Source organism: Aeromonas sp. 603404 (assembly GCF_049171775.1).
GTDB classification, from domain to species: domain Bacteria; phylum Pseudomonadota; class Gammaproteobacteria; order Enterobacterales; family Aeromonadaceae; genus Aeromonas; species Aeromonas veronii_A.
On the sequence record NZ_JAAKPE010000001.1, the window covers coordinates 229,730 to 246,949 of the forward strand.

The following is a 17,220-nucleotide window of genomic DNA, read 5'->3' on the forward strand; positions in this document are numbered from 1 at the left end:
TCCCTCATGCTGGTTTGTTATACAAACGGGTAGTTTTGTTCTGAAATGGCTCGGCTTTTACGGTGCCAACATTGTGTTCTCTTATGTTACAATTGCGCGCCATTTTTGACTGAAGATTGACTGGGCATGTTGGATCAGATTCGTATCGTTTTGGTAAACACCTCTCATACCGGCAACATGGGGTCTGCGGCACGAGCCATGAAGACCATGGGTTTGACTCAGCTGGTATTGGTTGATCCGCAAGCCTTGCCGGATGACAATGCCTTCGCCCTGGCGGCTGGTGCCAGCGATGTGCTTGCCAATGCCCGTATCGTCCCGACGCTGGACGACGCAATTGCCGATTGTGGTCTGGTGATTGGCACCAGCGCCCGCTCTCGAACCCTGAGCTGGCCCATGCTCGATCCCCGTGAGGCCGGCGAAAAGTCGGTGGTTGAGGGGATGCAGCACCCGGTTGCGTTGGTGTTTGGTCGTGAGCGCACCGGTCTCACCAACGACGAATTGCAAAAGTGCCACTACCACGTGGCCATTCCGGCCAATCCTGATTACAGCTCTCTCAATCTGGCCATGGCTGTACAGACCCTCTGTTACGAAGTGCGGATGCGCTGGCTGCAGGGGCAGGCCGCCGAGCTTGAAGATGAGATGGCCTATCCGAGTGCCGCCCAGCTGGAAGGGTTTTATCAGCACCTGGAACAAACTCTGATGAAGACCGGTTTTATTGCTGATGATCATCCGGGTCATGTGATGAGCAAGCTGCGTCGCTTGTTCAATCGGGCTCGGCCGGAAGCGGCGGAGCTCAACATTCTGCGCGGTATTCTGACCTCGGTGCAGAAAGCGCGCGTACCGGATTAATCCGACTGATTTACTCAACCATATACTTGACTGATTTGGTCGGGTATGTGACCATGTGCCCCATTAAATTGCTTCGCAAGACGGTAAGGCACATGAGACTGACTTCAAAAGGACGTTACGCTGTAACCGCCATGCTCGACGTGGCGCTGCATGCAGAGCAGGGGCCCGTCCCCCTTGCCGATATTTCCGAGCGCCAGGGCATCTCGTTGTCCTATCTCGAGCAGCTCTTTGCCCGCCTGCGTAAACATGGTCTGGTGAGCAGCGTGCGTGGCCCGGGCGGTGGTTATCGCCTCGGGTTGGCCCCAGGCGAGATTTCGGTTGGTCAGGTGATCACCGCGGTCGATGAGTCGGTCGATGCCACCAAGTGTCTCGGCAAGGGCGGCTGCCACGGTGGTACCCAGTGCCTGACGCACTCCCTGTGGCGCGATCTGAGCGAGCGGATCTCCAGCTTCCTCGGGGATATCACCCTGGCCGAGCTGGTACGCCAGGCCGATGTACGCCGGATTGCCGGCAAGCAAGATGAACAAATGAAGACCGTGTTGTCCCTGGTTGATCGGGCAGAACACGGCGATGTGAGCTTGAAAGTCCAACTATAAACGTGCTTTCCACAGCGGGACTCTGTATGACCCGGACTGTGACGGAGAAAAACATGAAACTGCCTATTTACCTTGATTATTCGGCAACCTGTCCGGTGGACCCGCGTGTCGCAGAAAAAATGATGCAGTGTCTCACCATGGATGGCCTGTTCGGCAATCCGGCTTCCCGTTCTCACCGCTTTGGCTGGCAAGCCGAAGAGGCGGTGGATCTGGCCCGTAATCAAGTGGCAGATCTGATCGGTGCCGATCCCCGCGAGATCGTCTTCACTTCCGGTGCGACCGAATCCAATAACCTGGCTATCAAGGGTGTTGCCCACTTCTATGCCAGCAAGGGCAAGCACATCATCACCTCCAAGACCGAACACAAGGCGGTGCTCGATACCTGTCGCCAGCTGGAGCGTGAAGGGTTCGAGGTGACCTATCTTGAGCCGATGCCCAACGGCCTGTTCACTATCGAGATGATCGAGAATGCCATGCGTGATGACACCATCCTGGTCAGCATCATGCATGTGAACAACGAAATCGGCGTGGTTCAGAACATTGCCGCCATCGGCGAGTTGTGCCGTTCCCGCAAGATCCTGCTACACGTGGATGCCGTTCAGAGTGTGGGCAAGATCCCGGTCGATGTGGAAGCGCTGAAAGTGGATCTGCTCTCCGTCTCTGCGCACAAGGTGTATGGTCCGAAAGGGATCGGTGCGCTGTTTGTTCGCCGCAAACCCCGCGTTCGTCTGGAAGCCCAGATGCATGGCGGTGGCCACGAGCGCGGCATGCGTTCCGGTACTCTGCCGACCCACCAGATCGTCGGGATGGGCGAAGCTTTCCGCATCGCCAAAGAAGAGATGGTGAGTGAAGGCGAGCGTATCTTGGCACTGCGCCAGCGTCTGTGGAATGGCATCAAGGATATTGAAGCCGTCTACATCAATGGCGATCTTGAGCAGCGTGTTCCGGGCAACCTCAACGTCAGCTTTGCCTATGTGGAAGGGGAATCCCTCATCATGGCGCTGAAAGATTTGGCGGTCTCTTCCGGTTCGGCCTGTACCTCCGCCAGCCTGGAACCTTCCTATGTGCTGCGCGCACTGGGCCTGAACGACGAGCTGGCACACAGCTCCATCCGTTTCAGCATGGGTCGCTTCACCACCGAGGAAGAGATTGACTACGCGGTCAAGCTTATTCGTGACTCCATCGGTCGTCTGCGCGAGATGTCCCCTCTGTGGGAGATGTACAAAGACGGCGTCGATCTGAACACGGTCGAATGGGCTCATCACTGATCTATCTGGTCAGTGAGCAACAGAATTAGCAGGAGTGAGATATGGCTTACAGTGAAAAAGTAATCGACCACTACGAGAATCCTCGCAACGTCGGTGGTTTCGACAAGAATGATCCCAGCGTTGCAACCGGCATGGTCGGTGCGCCCGCCTGTGGCGACGTGATGAAGCTGCAATTGAAGATCAGCGACGAAGGCATCATCGAAGATGCCAAGTTCAAGACCTACGGCTGCGGTTCCGCCATCGCCTCCAGCTCCCTGGTGACCGAATGGGTCAAGGGCAAGACCCTGGACGAAGCGGCTGGCATCAAGAACACCGATATCGCCGAAGAGCTGGCTCTGCCACCGGTGAAGATCCACTGCTCCATTCTGGCCGAGGACGCCATCAAGGCTGCCATCGCCGATTACAAGCAGAAGAAAGGTCTCTAAGCGCCGGAGAGCAGTATGGCTATTACCATGACAGATGCCGCCGCGGCACGGGTTTCCTCTTTTTTGGCTAACCGGGGCAAGGGCATTGGCCTGCGCCTCGGCGTCAAAACCACCGGCTGCTCCGGTCTGGCCTACGTGCTTGAGTTCGTTGATGAACTGACCGATGAGGATCAGGTGTTCGAGCAGCAGGGCGTCAAGATTATTGTCGATGCCAAGAGCCTGATCCATCTGGATGGCACCGAGCTGGATTTCGTCAAGGAGGGCCTCAACGAGGGCTTCCAGTTCAACAATCCCAACGCCAAAGGCGAGTGTGGTTGCGGCGAAAGCTTCAGTGTCTGAGTTGTTTGACGTCAATGATCCTTCGTCTGTGGTTGAGCGGGTTGCCCATGACCCGTTCAACCACATCTCATTTGCCAAGGGCGAGTGAGGTTGTGGCGAATGTTCCCAAGAGGTTTGCATGAATCATTTCGAGCTGTTTGGGCTGGTTGAAGGCTTCGAGCTCGATACCCGTCAGTTGGCTGATACCTACCGCCAGCTGCAAACCCAATTCCATCCTGATCGTTTTGCCACCGCCCCCGAACGGGAGCAGCTGGCTGCGGTGCAACGTGCCGCCCAGATCAACGAAGCATTCACCACCCTCAAGGCGCCGCTACGCCGTGCAGAATATCTGCTCTCCCTGCGTGGCACTGATATCCGTGGTGAACAGCAGACCCTGCAAGATACCGCATTTCTGATGCAGCAGCTGGAGTGGCGTGAGCGTCTGGCCGATCTGAAAGATGACGCCGACCCTGAGCGCGCCATCAAGGATTTTCGCAGTGAGATCAGGCATGATCACCAGATGTTGATGCAGCAGCTGACCGAGTCTCTTGCCGCCGGTAAAGATCTCGTTGCCGCTGATTGCGTTCGCAAACTCAAGTTTGTCGACAAGCTCCTTGAAGAGCTGGAACGATTCGAAGACTCGCTTCTCGAGTCTTGATCCTTTAACGCTGGAAGTTTCATTACCCATGGCATTACTGCAAATCGCCGAACCCGGCCAGAGCGCTGTTCCTCATCAGCACAAACGTGCCGTCGGCATCGATCTCGGCACCACCAACTCTCTCGTCGCTGCGGTTCGCAGCGGTCACGCCGATACCCTTTGCGATGAGCAAGGGCGCGACCTGCTCCCGTCGGTGGTGCACTATCAAAGCGACGCTATTCGAGTCGGAATTGATGCCAAGCGCGAAGCGGCACTCGATCCTCACAACACCATCGTCTCGGTCAAACGGATGATGGGCAAGGCGCTGGCCGATATCGATACCCGCCAGCAGCCTTACCAGTTTGTTGCCGCCGACAATGGCATGCCGCAACTGCAAACCCGTCAGGGGCTGGTCAATCCGGTGCAGGTCTCGGCCGAAATTCTCAAAAAGCTGGCCGAGCGTGGCGCCCAGACCCTGGGTGGCGATCTCGATGGCGTGGTCATTACCGTGCCCGCCTATTTCGATGATGCCCAGCGTCAGGGCACCAAGGATGCAGCCCGTCTGGCCGGTCTGCACGTACTGCGTCTGCTCAACGAGCCGACCGCGGCCGCGATTGCCTATGGCCTTGACTCCGGTCAGGAAGGGGTGATCGCGGTTTACGATCTGGGGGGCGGCACCTTCGATATCTCTATCCTGCGTCTGCATCGCGGTGTGTTTGAAGTAATGGCGACCGGCGGTGATTCCGCCCTCGGCGGTGATGACTTCGATCACCTGCTGGCGGACTGGATCAAGGAACAGGCGGGCCTCACCGGTGAGCTGGATGCCCATCTGCAGCGCGAGCTGCTGGATGTGGCCGCTGCCGTCAAGCACGGTCTGACCGATGCCGAGCAGGTGGCGTGCACCTTTGCGGGCTGGCAGGGGTCAGTGAGCCGTAGCCAGTTTGATGAGCTCATCACCCCGCTGGTGAAACGGACCTTGCTGGCCTGTCGCCGCGCCCTGCGCGATGCGGGTCTCGAGCAGGTGGAAGTGCTGGAAGTGGTGATGGTCGGTGGCTCCACTCGGGTGCCGCTGGTGCGTGAACTGGTGGGCGAGTTCTTCCAGCGCACGCCGCTGACCAGCATCGATCCGGACAAGGTGGTCGCCATTGGCGCCGCCATCCAGGCCGATATTCTGGTGGGCAACAAGCCCGATGCCGAGATGCTGCTGCTGGACGTTATCCCGCTATCGCTGGGTCTGGAGACCATGGGTGGCCTCGCCGAGAAAGTGATCCCGCGCAACACTACCATTCCGGTTGCCCGCGCCCAAGAGTTCACCACCTTCAAGGATGGTCAGACCGCCATGGCGATACATGTGGTACAGGGCGAGCGCGAGCTGGTGGCCGATTGCCGCTCCCTGGCCCGCTTTACCCTGACCGGTATTCCGCCGATGGCTGCCGGCGCCGCCCATATTCGCGTCACCTTCCAGGTGGATGCGGATGGGCTGCTCTCGGTCAGCGCCATGGAGAAATCCTCCGGCGTGCAGGCCGAGATCCAGGTCAAGCCCTCTTACGGGTTGGCGGAGCAGGATATCCTCAACATGCTGAGTGCCTCCATCGAGAACGCCCAGCAGGATATGGATGCCCGCATGCTGGCCGAGCAGCAGGTTGAAGCCGACCGGGTGGTCGAGAGTCTCAATGCGGCGCTGGCCGCCGATGGCGATGCCCTGCTCAATGCTGCCGAGCGTGCCGAGATTGATGCCGCCATCGCCCATCTGCTGACCATGCGCAACAGCGGTGCAACCCATCAAATCAAAGAAGCCATTGAGGCAGCCGATGCTGTCAGTGGCGAGTTTGCAGCCCGCCGGATGGACGCCTCCATCCGCAAGGTGCTGACCGGACAAAACGTCAACAAGGTGTAATATGCCAAAACTGATCATTCTTCCTCATCCCGTACTCTGTCCGGATGGCGCCGCCCTCGAGGGGCAAAGCGGCGAGACTATTCTGGATGTGGCGCTGCGCAACGGTATCGAAATCGAGCACGCCTGCGAGAAATCCTGTGCCTGCACTACCTGCCACTGCGTGGTGCGCGAGGGCTTTGACTCGCTCGAGCCAAGTGACGAGCTGGAAGACGACATGCTGGACAAGGCGTGGGGGCTGGAGCCGGAATCTCGTCTCAGTTGCCAGGCAAAACTGGCGGACGAGGATCTGGTGGTGGAACTGCCCAAGTACACCCTGAACCTTGCCTCTGAACGCCATTAATTACACATGAGTGAATTGCACGTGCAGCATCCTGTGGTGCTTCAGTGATATGGTGGAAGGCCGTGACCCTCGGGGGCACGGCCTTTTTTGTATTCGTTATTCTCTCTTTGCCAATAAGCTCTTTCCCATAAAGAGTGCTTATACATAGTGCCAGTAAAAAGGAAGCAAACACGATGGCTGACATGATGAAGGTAGCGTTATCCACCCAGGCTGCGGCCGCCTATTGGGGCGAGGGCGCCCAGCTCAGTTTCAATGGCGACGAGGCACTGATCCATCTTGGTGCCGCCGGTCAGGAGAAGGATGTTCTGCGCACCGTTCAGCGCGCCGCCCGTCGCCTCGAATCGAGCGGGATCAAGCGGGTGACGCTGGTCGGTGAAGGCTGGGATCTGGAGCGTCGCTACGCGTTCGCCCAGGGGTTCTACGCCGCCAAGGGAGCCCGTGAACTGGATTTCGGCCAGCAGAGCGACGCGGAAGCACGTGAACTGGAGGCGCTGCTCAAGGCGGCTCGCTGGGTACGTGACATCACCAATGGCTGTCCGGAAGAGATCTACCCCATGAGTCTGGCGGAATCGGCCCTGTTGCTCATTCGTGGTCTGGCCGGGGATCAGGTTACAGCTCGCATCACCGCCGGTGAAGCGCTGCGCGAGTCCGGCCATATCGGGATCTGGTCGGTTGGCCGTGGCAGCGAGCGCGAGCCTGTGCTGCTGGAGCTTGACTACAACCCGACCGGTGATCGCAATGCGCCCGTGGTGGCGGCGCTGGTGGGCAAGGGGATCACTTTTGATTCCGGTGGCTACTCCATGAAGTCCTCTGACAACATGCTGCCGATGAAGTCCGACATGGGCGGCGCGGCCATGGTGACCGGTGCGCTGGCGCTGGCTATCAGCCGCGGTCTGAACCAGCGGGTGAAGCTCATTCTCTGCTGCGCCGAGAACCTGGTCTCCGGCCACGCCTTCAAGCTGGGCGACATCCTTACCTACAAAAACGGCATTTCGGTCGAGATCCAGAACACCGATGCGGAAGGGCGTCTGGTGCTAGCCGATGGCCTGATGGCGGCCTCCGACAGCGGTGCAGCTTATATCCTTGACGCAGCCACCCTGACCGGCGCCGCCAAGATGGCGCTGGGGCGCGACTACAATGCGGTGTTTGCCCTCGATGAGACCGAACAGCTGCGTGCGCTGGCCGCCGCCAAGGTGGAAAACGAACAGGCGTGGGCGCTGCCGCTGGAACCCTGGCATGCCAGCCAGCTCACCTCGGCCTTTGCCGATCTGGGCAACGTCGCCTCGGCAGAGGGTACGGCCGGTGCCACCACGGCTGCTGCGTTCCTTTCCCGCTTCGTGCGTGATGAGGGCAAGGGTTGGGTGCATCTGGATCTGGCAGCCTCCTATCAGAAATCGGGCAACGATCTCTGGGCGACCGGCGCCAAGGGGCACGGTCTGCGTACCATCGCCCGCTGGCTGCAGGAGGTGACCGCATGAATGTCTGGTTAAGTCGTGAATTTGCACCGGCCGAGTGGGGGGAGGGGGCGCTGCTCTCTCACCGTGCCGACGGCATGGTGATCCATCTGGTGACGGCCAATCCGCTGCTCGATATCCAGCAAGCGGCCCGTCGCCTCTGCCAGCAGGGGATCCAGAAAGTGACCCTGGCTGGTCATTGGGAGCGTGAACAGCAGTGGGCTTTTGCCCAAGGGCTGCAAACCCCCAAGGCGGAGGTGCAACTGCAGTGGGCCATGTCCTCGGAAGAGGACAGAGAGGAGCTGGAAGCGCGTTGGCTCTGCGGCCGCTGGGTGCGCGAGATGACCAATGCCACCCCGGAGCAGTTGGGCCCGCTGGAGCTGGCGGTGGAAGCTGCCTCTTTTATTACCGAGCTGGCGCCGGACAAGGTGAGTCATCGCATTTTGAAAGGCGAAGCGCTGCAACAGGCGGGCTGGGTCGGCCTCTATCAGGTGGGCCGCGGCAGTGCGCGCGAACCGGTATTGCTGGAGCTCGACTTCAACCCGGGGCGTGACCCCAAGGCGCCGGTGGCAGCAGCGCTGGTGGGCAAGGGGATCACCTTTGACTCCGGCGGCTACTCCATGAAGAGCTCCGAGGGGATGCTCACCATGAAGTGCGACATGGGGGGCGCGGCGATTGTCACCGGTGCGCTGGCGCTGGCCATGCTGCGCGGGCTCGACAAGCGGGTGAAGCTGATCCTCTGCTGCGCCGAGAACCTGGTCTCCGGCCACGCCTACAAGCTGGGCGACATCCTCACCTACAAGAACGGTACCACAGTCGAGATTGTGAATACCGATGCCGAAGGGCGGCTGGTGCTGGCCGATGGCTTGCAACTGGCGAGCGAGTCCGGCGCACCGCTGATCATCGATGCCGCGACCCTGACCGGCGCTGCTGTGATGGCGCTGGGTGGGCGCTACAATGCCCTGTTTGGCCTCGACAAAGGGCTGGTAAGCCGGGCCATGACCTATGCCGATGCCGAGCATGAGCCAGCCTGGCCGCTGCCGCTGGAGCCCTGGCACCGCCAGCAGTGCCCTTCCCATTACGCCGACACGGCCAACAGCCGTCCGGTGAAGGGGGGCGGGCCGGGTGGCGCCTCCAACGCGGCGGGTTTCCTCTCCCGTTTCGTTGCCAACGAAGGGATGGGCTGGTTGCATATCGATCTGGCCGCCTGCTTCAGTGACAACGGCGATGCCCTCTGGGCGCCGGGAGCCAATACTCTGGGGATGCGCACCATAGCGCGGGCCTTGCTGGCGGAAGCCAAATAGGCGAGACAAGGCACCTTCGGGTGCCTTTTTCATGCTGTTCGAATTGTGAACAAAAGATGGGGTTTTGGCGGCTTAAGGTAACTATCGTGCGCAAGCGCACATATTTTCCGGCTCTGCTCGGTCAAGATGAGTGTGGATGTTGATTGCAAGGGAGTGATGTTTAATAAAAAGTTGCTTGTTTGTGTGTTTTTCCGGTTTTTGTTTACGTATAATCGCCAGCGAACATGGATTCTAACAATAAAACTCTGTAGTTAAGGAAAGATATCAATGGCCATCGAACGTACCTTCTCTATCGTTAAACCGGATGCTGTCAGCAAGAACCTGATCGGTGCCATCTATAGCCGTTTCGAAAGCGCAGGCTTGAAAGTGGTGGCATCCAAAATGCTGCACATGAGCAGTGAACAGGCTGCCGGTTTCTATGCCGAGCATCAGGGCAAGCCTTTTTATGACAATCTGGTCAGCTTCATGACCTCTGGCCCTGTCATGGTGCAGGTGCTGGAAGGGGAAGACGCCATCCGTCGCAATCGCGAGATCATGGGTGCTACCAACCCGAAAGAGGCGCTGGCTGGTACCTTGCGTGCCTGTTATGCCGAGAGCATCGATCGCAACGCAGTACATGGCTCCGATGCACCGGCATCCGCTGCCCGCGAAATTGCCTACTTCTTCTCTGACAACGAGATCTGCCCGCGCGGCTGATTTTTGTGGATGATGACCCAAGGGAGCCTCGGCTCCCTTTGTTGTTTTCGCCGTTTACGCAATATCCCCCTATTCTCCAGGTGGAAAGCCAGACCCATTATTTGTACAATGCCGCCCCCTGACGTCGTCAGCCAATAATTGATGAAGTGTTTGAACTGAGGCCATTGATGAGCGAAACAAAAATCAACCTGCTGGATCTTGATCGGGATGCCATGCGTGCCTTTTTCGTCGAACTGGGCGAGAAGCCATTCCGGGCAGATCAGGTCATGAAGTGGATCTATCACTTTGGGTGTGATGATTTCGATCAGATGACCAACGTCAACAAGGTGCTCAAAGAGCGCCTCAAGGCGATCGCCGAGATCAAGGCGCCCGAGATCAGCCGCGAGCAGCGCTCTGCCGATGGCACCATCAAGTGGGCCTTGCAGGTGGGCGATCAGGAGGTCGAGACCGTCTACATCCCGGAAGATGACCGCGCGACCCTCTGCGTCTCCTCTCAAGTTGGCTGTGCGCTGGAGTGCAAGTTCTGCTCCACGGCTCAACAAGGCTTCAACCGCAATCTGAAAGTCTCCGAGATCATCGGTCAGGTGTGGCGTGCTGCCCGTGTGGTCGGTGGCAAGCGTCCCATCACCAACGTGGTGATGATGGGGATGGGCGAGCCGCTGCTCAACCTCGCCAACGTGGTGCCCGCCATGCGTCTGATGATGGATGACTACGGCTTTGGCATCTCCAAGCGCCGGGTGACCATCTCCACCTCTGGCGTGGTACCTGCGCTGGACAAGCTGGGCGACCAGATCGACGTGGCGCTGGCTATCTCCCTGCACGCCCCGAACGACAAGCTGCGTTCAGAGATCATGCCGATCAACGACAAATACAACATCGAGGAGTTCCTCGCCGGTGTCCGTCGCTACCTGGCCAAATCCAATGCCAACGGTGGTCGGGTAACCGTCGAGTATGTGCTGCTCGATCATATCAATGACGATATGCAGCATGCGCACGAGCTGGCCAAGGTGCTCAAGGACACTCCGAGCAAGATCAACCTGATCCCGTTCAACCCCTTCCCGGGCAACCCTTACGGCAAGCCGAGCAACAGCCGTATCGATCGCTTCTCCAAGGTGCTGATGGAGTACGGTTTCACCGTGATTGTCCGCAAGACCCGTGGTGATGACATCGATGCCGCCTGTGGTCAGCTGGTGGGTGACGTGATTGACCGTACCAAGCGAACTATCAAAAATCGGATGCAACAGGATGGGATTTCCGTCAAAATGGTTTAAATGCTAAGCCATTGTATAGACAGGGAATGGATACACGTACATTGATCGTAGTGGCAGCGCTCTGCGCGCTGCCAGGCTGTGTGACCGAGACCACTTACGCTGGCCAGAACTCGACCCAGCGTGAAGTGGGTCCTGACCTCAAGGCGGCTGCCCAAACCCGCCTCGACCTGGGTATCCAGTACCTGCGTCAGGGCAATGCCGAGCAGGCCAAGTTCAATCTTGATCGCGCCCTCCAGTATGACCCCTCCAATCCTCAAGTGCAGATCGGTTTTGCCTACTTCTACCAGAGGGTGGGGGATTTCAAGGCGGCTGAAGAGCATTACAAGAACGCCCTTGCCATGGATCCGTCCAATGCTGACGCAATGAACAACTATGGCGCCTTCCTCTGTGATCGTGGCCGTTATGATGAGGCAGACAAGGCATTCAACCAGGCTGTTATTCAACCAGGCTATGTGAAGATTGCCGATACCTATGAAAATGCGGCACTTTGTGCCCTGCAAAATCGCAGAAATGATAAAGCAACCGAGTACTATCTCCTGGCCTTGGGGTATAATCCGGGCAATCCAAGGTTATTGCTGGACTTGGCCGAGCTTTCCATGAAAGATGGCAAGCTGCCTGATGTGCAGTCCTACCTCGCCCGTTTTGCCGATGTGTCAGACGAGAATGAGGAGAGTCTCTGGTTGAGACTCAGATTGGCACAGGCAATGGACAAGCCGGCATTACTTCACCAATTCGGGACTGAGCTGGTAAGGCAATATCCCACTTCGCAACAAGCCAAGCGTTATTTAGCCAATGACTATTGAACAGCCACACGATTTCCAACAAGACGATTCCCAGGCAGCAGGTCCAGGCCAGCTGCTGCGCAATGCCCGTGAACAGCTTGGCTGGACACGAGAACAGGTTGCGTCCCGCATTCACCTTCGTCTGACCCTGATCGCCGCCATCGAATCGGATACCTACGACAAACATACGTCCCATACCTTTATTCGGGGCTATCTGCGTACCTATGCCAAGTTGGTCGGGATCCCGGAAGAGACCATTCTGGCCGCTTACGACAAGCTGGGTCTGACTCCTCCCGACAATATCGACATGCAGAGCTTCTCCCGTCGCTCTCGCCAGCAAGCCAACGACAATCGGCTCAAGGTAGTCACCTGGCTGGTTATTCTGGTGTTGATTGCGCTCTCGGTCGCCTGGTGGTGGCAGAGTACTTCCCGTCGCTCCGCCGGTGATGAAGCGCTGGCAGCCACCGAGATGAGTGCAACCGGTTCGACTCCGGCTGAACCTGCTATCACGCCGCCCGATGCGATCAACACCGCCCCGGTGGAAGGCGCTGCCATCGCACCTGCCGCCACTGACGTGACTGCCCCCGCGGTGGTCTCCGATGCGACTGCTACCCTGGCGCCTGCTTCTGCGGCTGTTGCCCCGACCGATGTCAGCGCGGCTGTCGGCACTGCGACCGATGCTGCGGTATCCGGCGCCAATGGCACCGAATCTGAAGAGGCTGTCGTTGATCCGGCGACTGCGCCGCAACTGAAGATGAGCTTCACCGCCGATTGCTGGCTGGATGTGAAGGATGCCAACGGCAAGACCCTGTTCAGTGGTCTGAAGAAGGCCAACGACGAGCTGGTGCTGGAAGGCGCCGAGCCCCTGAAGTTCATCATTGGCGCGCCCATGGCCGTCAAGCTTGACTACAAGGGTCAGTCGTTTGATATGAGCCGTTACAACAACGGTCGTACAGCCCGCTTCTCACTGCCGCAGGAGTAATCTGTTTCCCATGTCTTCTCACGAATCACCCATCATTCGTCGTAAATCCAGACAGATCATGGTTGGTAATGTACCGGTTGGGGGCGATGCCCCCATTACCGTGCAGACCATGACCAACACCAAGACCACAGATGTCACCGCCACCATCGAGCAGATCCAGCGGATCGAGCGGGTCGGTGCCGATATCGTCCGTGTCTCCGTGCCCACCATGGAAGCGGCGGAAGCGTTCCGGCTGATCAAACAGCAGACCCGCATCCCCATCGTCGCCGATATCCACTTCGACTATCGCATCGCCCTGAAAGTGGCCGAGTACGGTGCCGACTGCCTGCGTATCAACCCGGGCAACATCGGCAACGAGCAGCGGGTGCGCTCGGTGGTCGATTGCGCGCGCGACCTCAATATCCCGATCCGTATCGGGGTCAATGGCGGGTCGCTGGAGAAAGATATTCAGGAGAAGTACGGCGAGCCGACCCCAGAGGCGCTGGTAGAGTCAGCCATGCGCCACGTGGACTATCTCGATCGTCTCGATTTCCAGGATTTCAAGGTGAGCGTCAAGGCCTCCGATGTGTTCCTGGCAGTCGGTGCCTATCGCCTGCTGGCCAAGCAGATTGAACAGCCGCTGCACCTTGGCATCACCGAAGCGGGCGGTTTCCGTGCCGGCGCGGTGAAGTCTGCCATCGGTCTGGGCATGCTGCTTACCGACGGCATCGGCGATACCCTGCGTATCTCGCTGGCGGCGGATCCGGTGGAGGAGGTGAAGGTCGGTTTCGATATCCTCAAATCCCTGCGTATTCGCTCCCGTGGCATCAACTTTATCGCTTGCCCATCCTGCTCACGGCAGGAGTTCGATGTGATCGCTACCGTCAATGCACTGGAAGAGCGGCTCGAAGACATCATCACACCGATGGATGTTTCCATCATTGGCTGTGTGGTGAACGGCCCGGGTGAAGCGCTGGTCTCCGACCTTGGTCTGGCGGGTGCCGCCAACAAGAGTGCCTTCTATGAGGGGGGCCAGCGGGTCGATCGGCTCGACAACAAGGATCTCATTCCAACTCTGGAGCGCCGCATTCGCGCCCGCGCCGCCATGCTGGATCCCGCCAACCGGATCCCGATGGACAAGGAGTGAGCGAAACAGGGCCACATTGGGTGGCCCTTTTTCCAGGTGACTGATTTTAAATCCCGCATCCGGATTCCCTGATTTTACCTTGGGGGGGAAAATCCCTATAATGCGGCCAAATTTTACCTCTTTTTCTCGAGTATCAACGTGGCAAAACAGATCCAAGCTATTCGCGGTATGAATGATTGCCTGCCGGAGCAGAGCCCGGTATGGCAGAAGGTTGAACAGATCCTGCGCCAGGTCGTTGCCAGCTATGGCTACAGCGAAGTGCGCATGCCGATTGTCGAGCAGACTCATCTGTTCAAGCGCGCCATCGGTGAAGTGACCGACGTGGTCGAAAAAGAGATGTACACCTTTGAAGACCGTAACGGCGACAGCTTGAGCCTGCGTCCGGAAGGGACCGCCAGCTGCGTCCGTGCCGGTATCGAGCACGGTCTGCTCTATAACCAGGAACGCCGGATGTGGTACATGGGCCCCATGTTCCGTCACGAGCGTCCCCAGAAGGGCCGTTACCGCCAGTTCCATCAGTTCGGTGTCGAGCTGTTTGGCATCAACGGGCCGGACATTGACGCCGAGCTTATCATGCTGACCCACCGCCTGTGGCGTCTGTTTGGCATCAGCGAGCATGTCACCCTGCAGCTCAACACCCTGGGCCAGAGCGCCGAGCGTGCCGCTTACCGCGATGCGCTGGTGGCCTATCTGGAGCAGTACAAGGATCAGCTGGACGAAGAGAGCCAGCGCCGCATGTACAGCAACCCGCTGCGGGTGCTCGACTCCAAGGATGAAAAGGTACAGGCCATTCTGGCGGGGGCCCCGCGTCTGTTCGACCATCTGGGCGAAGAGAGCCTGGCCCACTTCGAGGGGCTCAAGCGCCTGCTCGAGTCTGCCGGTATCAAATACGAAGTGAACGAGCGTCTGGTACGTGGTCTTGACTACTACAACCTGACCGTGTTCGAGTGGGTCACCAGCAGTCTGGGTGCCCAGGGTACCGTCTGTGCCGGTGGCCGCTACGATGGTCTGGTGGAGCAGCTGGGCGGTCAACCGACCCCGGCTGTGGGCTTTGCCATGGGCATGGAGCGTCTGGTGCTGATGCTGGAAACCCTCGAGCTCAACGCCGATATCCGCCCGGCGGTGGATGTCTATCTGGCGATGGTGGGCGAGGGGACCGAGCAGGCTGGCTTCCAGCTGGCCGAGCGTCTGCGTGATGCTCTGCCGGACCTGCGCCTCATGAGCCACTGCGGTGGTGGCAACTTCAAGAAACAACTCAAACGTGCCGACAAGAGCGGCGCGGCAATCGCCCTGATCCTTGGTGAAACCGAGGTGCAAAACGGGGAGATCACTATCAAATATCTGCGTGGTCAGGCCGAGCAACAGACCGTCAAGGTTGACGCCGCCATTGCCCTGCTGGCAGCCAAAGGAGAGTAAGCTGTGGAAGTCTATACCACCGAAGAACAACAGGTTGAGGTTATCAAGGAGTGGTGGAAAGAGAACGGAACCTCGGTGATTGCCGGTACCGTGATCGGTCTGGTCGGTCTGTTCGGCTGGCGCTATTACAACCAGCACCAGCAAGAGACCATGGAGGCCTCCTCCCACTCTTACAACCAGGTGATTGAGCAGCTGGCCAAGGGCGATGCCGCCGGTTTCGAGCAGGCGCAGCAGTTTGTCACCGCCAACAAGGGTGACTCCTACGGTGAACTGGCCGCGTTGCAACTGGCTGCCGCTGCCGTCAAGGCGGGCAAGCTGGATCTGGCTGCCGAGCAGCTGGAGTTGGTGGCGACCACGGGTGACGAGAGCATTCGTCCCATCGCGGCGCTGCGTCTGGCCCGTGTGCTGAATGATCAGGGCAAGGCAGATGAAGCGCTGGCCAAGCTGGCGACCATCCAGAATGAGGCCTTCAAGGCGCAGGTAGCCGAAGCCCGTGGTGATGTGCTGCAAAAGCAGGGCAAGACCGAAGAGGCTCGTGATGCCTATCAGGCGGCGGCGGATGCCGGCGGCCTGCAGGGTAGCGCCGAGCTCAAGCTGAAAATGGACGATCTGGCCCTGCCGGCCGTTGCGACTGGTGAGGCACCGGATGCGTAATCTATTCAAGATGGTGGCGCTGGGGGCTGCGGTCTCCTTCGCTCTGCAGGGTTGCTCCCTGTTCAGTTCCGAAGAGGATCTCAACCCGATGGCGCCGCTGCCCAAGGTTGAATCTGCCTTCACGGCCGACACCGCATGGTCATCCACTGTGGGTGATGGCATCGGTGACTTTTACTCCCAGCTCAAGCCGGTGGTGGAAGAGGATCGCATCTACGCGGCGGCCCGCGACGGCGATGTCAGCGCCTTTGACCGTGCCAGTGGTGATCGCCTCTGGACCGTCGATCTGGCCGACCTGCCGGTCAACGCCGACAAGCGTAGCGCTCGTCTCTCCGGCGGCCTGGTTTCCCGTTACGGCAAGCTGTTCCTCGGCTCCGAGAACGGGGTGGTCTACGCCCTGAACGAAGAGAATGGCGAAGTGCTGTGGCAGACCAATGTGCCCGGCGAAGTGGTGGCAAGCCCCGCGGTGGAAGATGGCCGCGTGGTGGTGTTGACCACCTCCGGTCGCTTGATTGCGCTCGATACCGACGAAGGCAAGATGCAGTGGTCGCTCTCCGAAGAGCAGCCGCCGCTGACCCTGCGCAGTGCCGGTGCACCGGTGATCACCAACGGCGCCGTGATTTACGGTCGTGCCGATGGCAAGGTGGGCATCGCCCTGCTGAGCAACGGCCAGCCGGTGCGTCAGTCCAAGGTGGCTGATCCGCGCGGTGCCACCGAGCTGGACCGCATGGTTGACGTCGATGCCAGCCCGCTGATTGCCGGTGATGAGCTCTATGCCATCGCCTACAACGGTCAGCTGATGGCGCGCAAACTGATGACCGGCGATGAAGTGTGGAAGCGCAAGTATTCCGGCTATCGCGATCTGGCGATGACCGGTAATGCCATCGTGCTGACCGACAGCCGCAGCCACCTGTTTGCCATCGACCGTCGCAACGGTCTGGAGCTGTGGTCCAACACCCAGCTGGAAAATCGTACCGTCACTGCACCCGTCATCTTCGGTGACTATGTGGTGGTGGGTGATGTGGAAGGATACCTGTATTGGCTTGATCGTACCGACGGTACCATCAAGGCGATGCAGCAGCTCGATAGCAGTGGTCTCTACGCCGCCCCGCTGGTGGATGGCGAGACCCTGTATGTGCAGAGCCGTGACGGCAAGTTGTACGCCCTCAAGCGTCCTTGATCGTCCGATAATGTGAATATCCGGCTCC

At 59.0% G+C, this 17,220-nt stretch carries 18 protein-coding genes; all 18 read left to right on the plus strand.

All coding sequences use genetic code 11. The features are described 5' to 3' along the window. Positions 1 to 126: 126 nt before the first annotated feature. The 18 genes from trmJ (at position 127) to bamB (ending at position 17,192) form a co-directional block, all read left to right on the plus strand. Positions 127 to 849: a tRNA (cytosine(32)/uridine(32)-2'-O)-methyltransferase TrmJ gene (gene trmJ, locus G5306_RS01020; protein WP_337072071.1), complete on the plus strand. Its 723-nt coding sequence runs from the start codon at positions 127 to 129 to the stop codon at positions 847 to 849. A gap of 92 nt (positions 850 to 941) precedes the next feature. Continuing rightward, positions 942 to 1,445 carry a Fe-S cluster assembly transcriptional regulator IscR gene (gene iscR, locus G5306_RS01025; RefSeq protein WP_026035025.1) on the plus strand — a complete coding sequence of 168 codons (504 nt, stop codon included), beginning with the start codon at positions 942 to 944 and terminating at the stop codon, positions 1,443 to 1,445. A gap of 53 nt (positions 1,446 to 1,498) precedes the next feature. Further along, positions 1,499 to 2,713 carry an IscS subfamily cysteine desulfurase gene (locus G5306_RS01030; RefSeq protein ID WP_013723838.1) on the plus strand — a complete coding sequence of 405 codons (1,215 nt, stop codon included), beginning with the start codon at positions 1,499 to 1,501 and terminating at the stop codon, positions 2,711 to 2,713. Between the two features lie 41 nt (positions 2,714 to 2,754). Next, entirely contained in the window at positions 2,755 to 3,138 is a 384-nt protein-coding gene (gene iscU / locus G5306_RS01035) for a Fe-S cluster assembly scaffold IscU (RefSeq protein WP_005333813.1), read from the plus strand. A gap of 15 nt (positions 3,139 to 3,153) precedes the next feature. Further along, positions 3,154 to 3,477, plus strand: coding sequence for an iron-sulfur cluster assembly protein IscA (iscA, locus tag G5306_RS01040; RefSeq protein WP_005333812.1), 324 nt, complete (start codon positions 3,154 to 3,156; stop codon positions 3,475 to 3,477). Positions 3,478 to 3,595: 118 nt separating this feature from the next. Then, positions 3,596 to 4,114, plus strand: a complete 519-nt coding sequence (gene hscB / locus G5306_RS01045) for a co-chaperone HscB (RefSeq protein WP_042013204.1) — start codon at positions 3,596 to 3,598, stop codon at positions 4,112 to 4,114. A gap of 28 nt (positions 4,115 to 4,142) precedes the next feature. Then, positions 4,143 to 5,990 carry a Fe-S protein assembly chaperone HscA gene (hscA, locus tag G5306_RS01050; RefSeq protein WP_421172222.1) on the plus strand — a complete coding sequence of 616 codons (1,848 nt, stop codon included), beginning with the start codon at positions 4,143 to 4,145 and terminating at the stop codon, positions 5,988 to 5,990. A 1-nt stretch (position 5,991) separates the two neighbouring features. Next, a complete protein-coding gene (gene fdx / locus G5306_RS01055; protein WP_005333808.1) occupies positions 5,992 to 6,330 on the plus strand; it encodes an ISC system 2Fe-2S type ferredoxin in 339 nt (112 codons plus the stop codon). Between the two features lie 173 nt (positions 6,331 to 6,503). After that, positions 6,504 to 7,808, plus strand: coding sequence for an aminopeptidase PepB (gene pepB, locus G5306_RS01060; RefSeq protein WP_216977894.1), 1,305 nt, complete (start codon positions 6,504 to 6,506; stop codon positions 7,806 to 7,808). Continuing rightward, positions 7,805 to 9,088: an aminopeptidase PepB gene (gene pepB, locus G5306_RS01065; RefSeq protein ID WP_005359802.1), complete on the plus strand. Its 1,284-nt coding sequence runs from the start codon at positions 7,805 to 7,807 to the stop codon at positions 9,086 to 9,088. Before pepB (G5306_RS01060) ends, pepB (G5306_RS01065) begins: the two co-directional genes overlap by 4 nt. Positions 9,089 to 9,355: 267 nt before the next feature. Continuing rightward, positions 9,356 to 9,784 (plus strand): nucleoside-diphosphate kinase, encoded by a 429-nt coding sequence (gene ndk, locus G5306_RS01070; protein WP_005333805.1) that lies wholly within the window; start codon positions 9,356 to 9,358, stop codon positions 9,782 to 9,784. A gap of 167 nt (positions 9,785 to 9,951) precedes the next feature. Then, entirely contained in the window at positions 9,952 to 11,055 is a 1,104-nt protein-coding gene (locus G5306_RS01075) for a bifunctional tRNA (adenosine(37)-C2)-methyltransferase TrmG/ribosomal RNA large subunit methyltransferase RlmN (protein WP_005344856.1), read from the plus strand. A gap of 11 nt (positions 11,056 to 11,066) precedes the next feature. After that, positions 11,067 to 11,858: a type IV pilus biogenesis/stability protein PilW gene (gene tapF, locus G5306_RS01080; RefSeq protein WP_216953941.1), complete on the plus strand. Its 792-nt coding sequence runs from the start codon at positions 11,067 to 11,069 to the stop codon at positions 11,856 to 11,858. Further along, entirely contained in the window at positions 11,848 to 12,819 is a 972-nt protein-coding gene (gene rodZ, locus G5306_RS01085) for a cytoskeleton protein RodZ (RefSeq protein ID WP_216977893.1), read from the plus strand. The genes tapF and rodZ overlap by 11 nt, the downstream gene beginning before the upstream one ends. Positions 12,820 to 12,829: 10 nt before the next feature. Further along, positions 12,830 to 13,945, plus strand: coding sequence for a flavodoxin-dependent (E)-4-hydroxy-3-methylbut-2-enyl-diphosphate synthase (gene ispG / locus G5306_RS01090; protein ID WP_216977892.1), 1,116 nt, complete (start codon positions 12,830 to 12,832; stop codon positions 13,943 to 13,945). Between the two features lie 138 nt (positions 13,946 to 14,083). Further along, on the plus strand, positions 14,084 to 15,361 hold the full coding sequence (gene hisS, locus G5306_RS01095) for a histidine--tRNA ligase (protein ID WP_005344864.1): 1,278 nt from the start codon (positions 14,084 to 14,086) through the stop codon (positions 15,359 to 15,361). Positions 15,362 to 15,364: 3 nt separating this feature from the next. Continuing rightward, positions 15,365 to 16,015, plus strand: coding sequence for a YfgM family protein (locus G5306_RS01100; RefSeq protein WP_021229680.1), 651 nt, complete (start codon positions 15,365 to 15,367; stop codon positions 16,013 to 16,015). Next, positions 16,008 to 17,192, plus strand: a complete 1,185-nt coding sequence (gene bamB, locus G5306_RS01105) for an outer membrane protein assembly factor BamB (protein WP_005333796.1) — start codon at positions 16,008 to 16,010, stop codon at positions 17,190 to 17,192. Before G5306_RS01100 ends, bamB begins: the two co-directional genes overlap by 8 nt. Positions 17,193 to 17,220 lie beyond the last annotated feature (28 nt).

Excerpts from the sequence above, each read along its gene's own strand:
- hscA (WP_421172222.1), top strand. The coding sequence starts at position 4,143 with ATGGCATTACTGCAAATCGCCGAACCCGGCCAGAGCGCTGTTCCTCAT.
- hscB (WP_042013204.1), top strand. The coding sequence starts at position 3,596 with ATGAATCATTTCGAGCTGTTTGGGCTGGTTGAAGGCTTCGAGCTCGAT.
- trmJ (WP_337072071.1), top strand. The coding sequence starts at position 127 with ATGTTGGATCAGATTCGTATCGTTTTGGTAAACACCTCTCATACCGGC.
- fdx (WP_005333808.1), top strand. The coding sequence starts at position 5,992 with ATGCCAAAACTGATCATTCTTCCTCATCCCGTACTCTGTCCGGATGGC.
- iscU (WP_005333813.1), top strand. The coding sequence starts at position 2,755 with ATGGCTTACAGTGAAAAAGTAATCGACCACTACGAGAATCCTCGCAAC.
- pepB (WP_216977894.1), top strand. The coding sequence starts at position 6,504 with ATGGCTGACATGATGAAGGTAGCGTTATCCACCCAGGCTGCGGCCGCC.
- iscR (WP_026035025.1), top strand. The coding sequence starts at position 942 with ATGAGACTGACTTCAAAAGGACGTTACGCTGTAACCGCCATGCTCGAC.
- G5306_RS01030 (WP_013723838.1), top strand. The coding sequence starts at position 1,499 with ATGAAACTGCCTATTTACCTTGATTATTCGGCAACCTGTCCGGTGGAC.
- ispG (WP_216977892.1), top strand. The coding sequence starts at position 12,830 with ATGTCTTCTCACGAATCACCCATCATTCGTCGTAAATCCAGACAGATC.
- iscA (WP_005333812.1), top strand. The coding sequence starts at position 3,154 with ATGGCTATTACCATGACAGATGCCGCCGCGGCACGGGTTTCCTCTTTT.
- G5306_RS01075 (WP_005344856.1), top strand. The coding sequence starts at position 9,952 with ATGAGCGAAACAAAAATCAACCTGCTGGATCTTGATCGGGATGCCATG.
- rodZ (WP_216977893.1), top strand. The coding sequence starts at position 11,848 with ATGACTATTGAACAGCCACACGATTTCCAACAAGACGATTCCCAGGCA.
- ndk (WP_005333805.1), top strand. The coding sequence starts at position 9,356 with ATGGCCATCGAACGTACCTTCTCTATCGTTAAACCGGATGCTGTCAGC.
- pepB (WP_005359802.1), top strand. The coding sequence starts at position 7,805 with ATGAATGTCTGGTTAAGTCGTGAATTTGCACCGGCCGAGTGGGGGGAG.
- bamB (WP_005333796.1), top strand. The coding sequence starts at position 16,008 with ATGCGTAATCTATTCAAGATGGTGGCGCTGGGGGCTGCGGTCTCCTTC.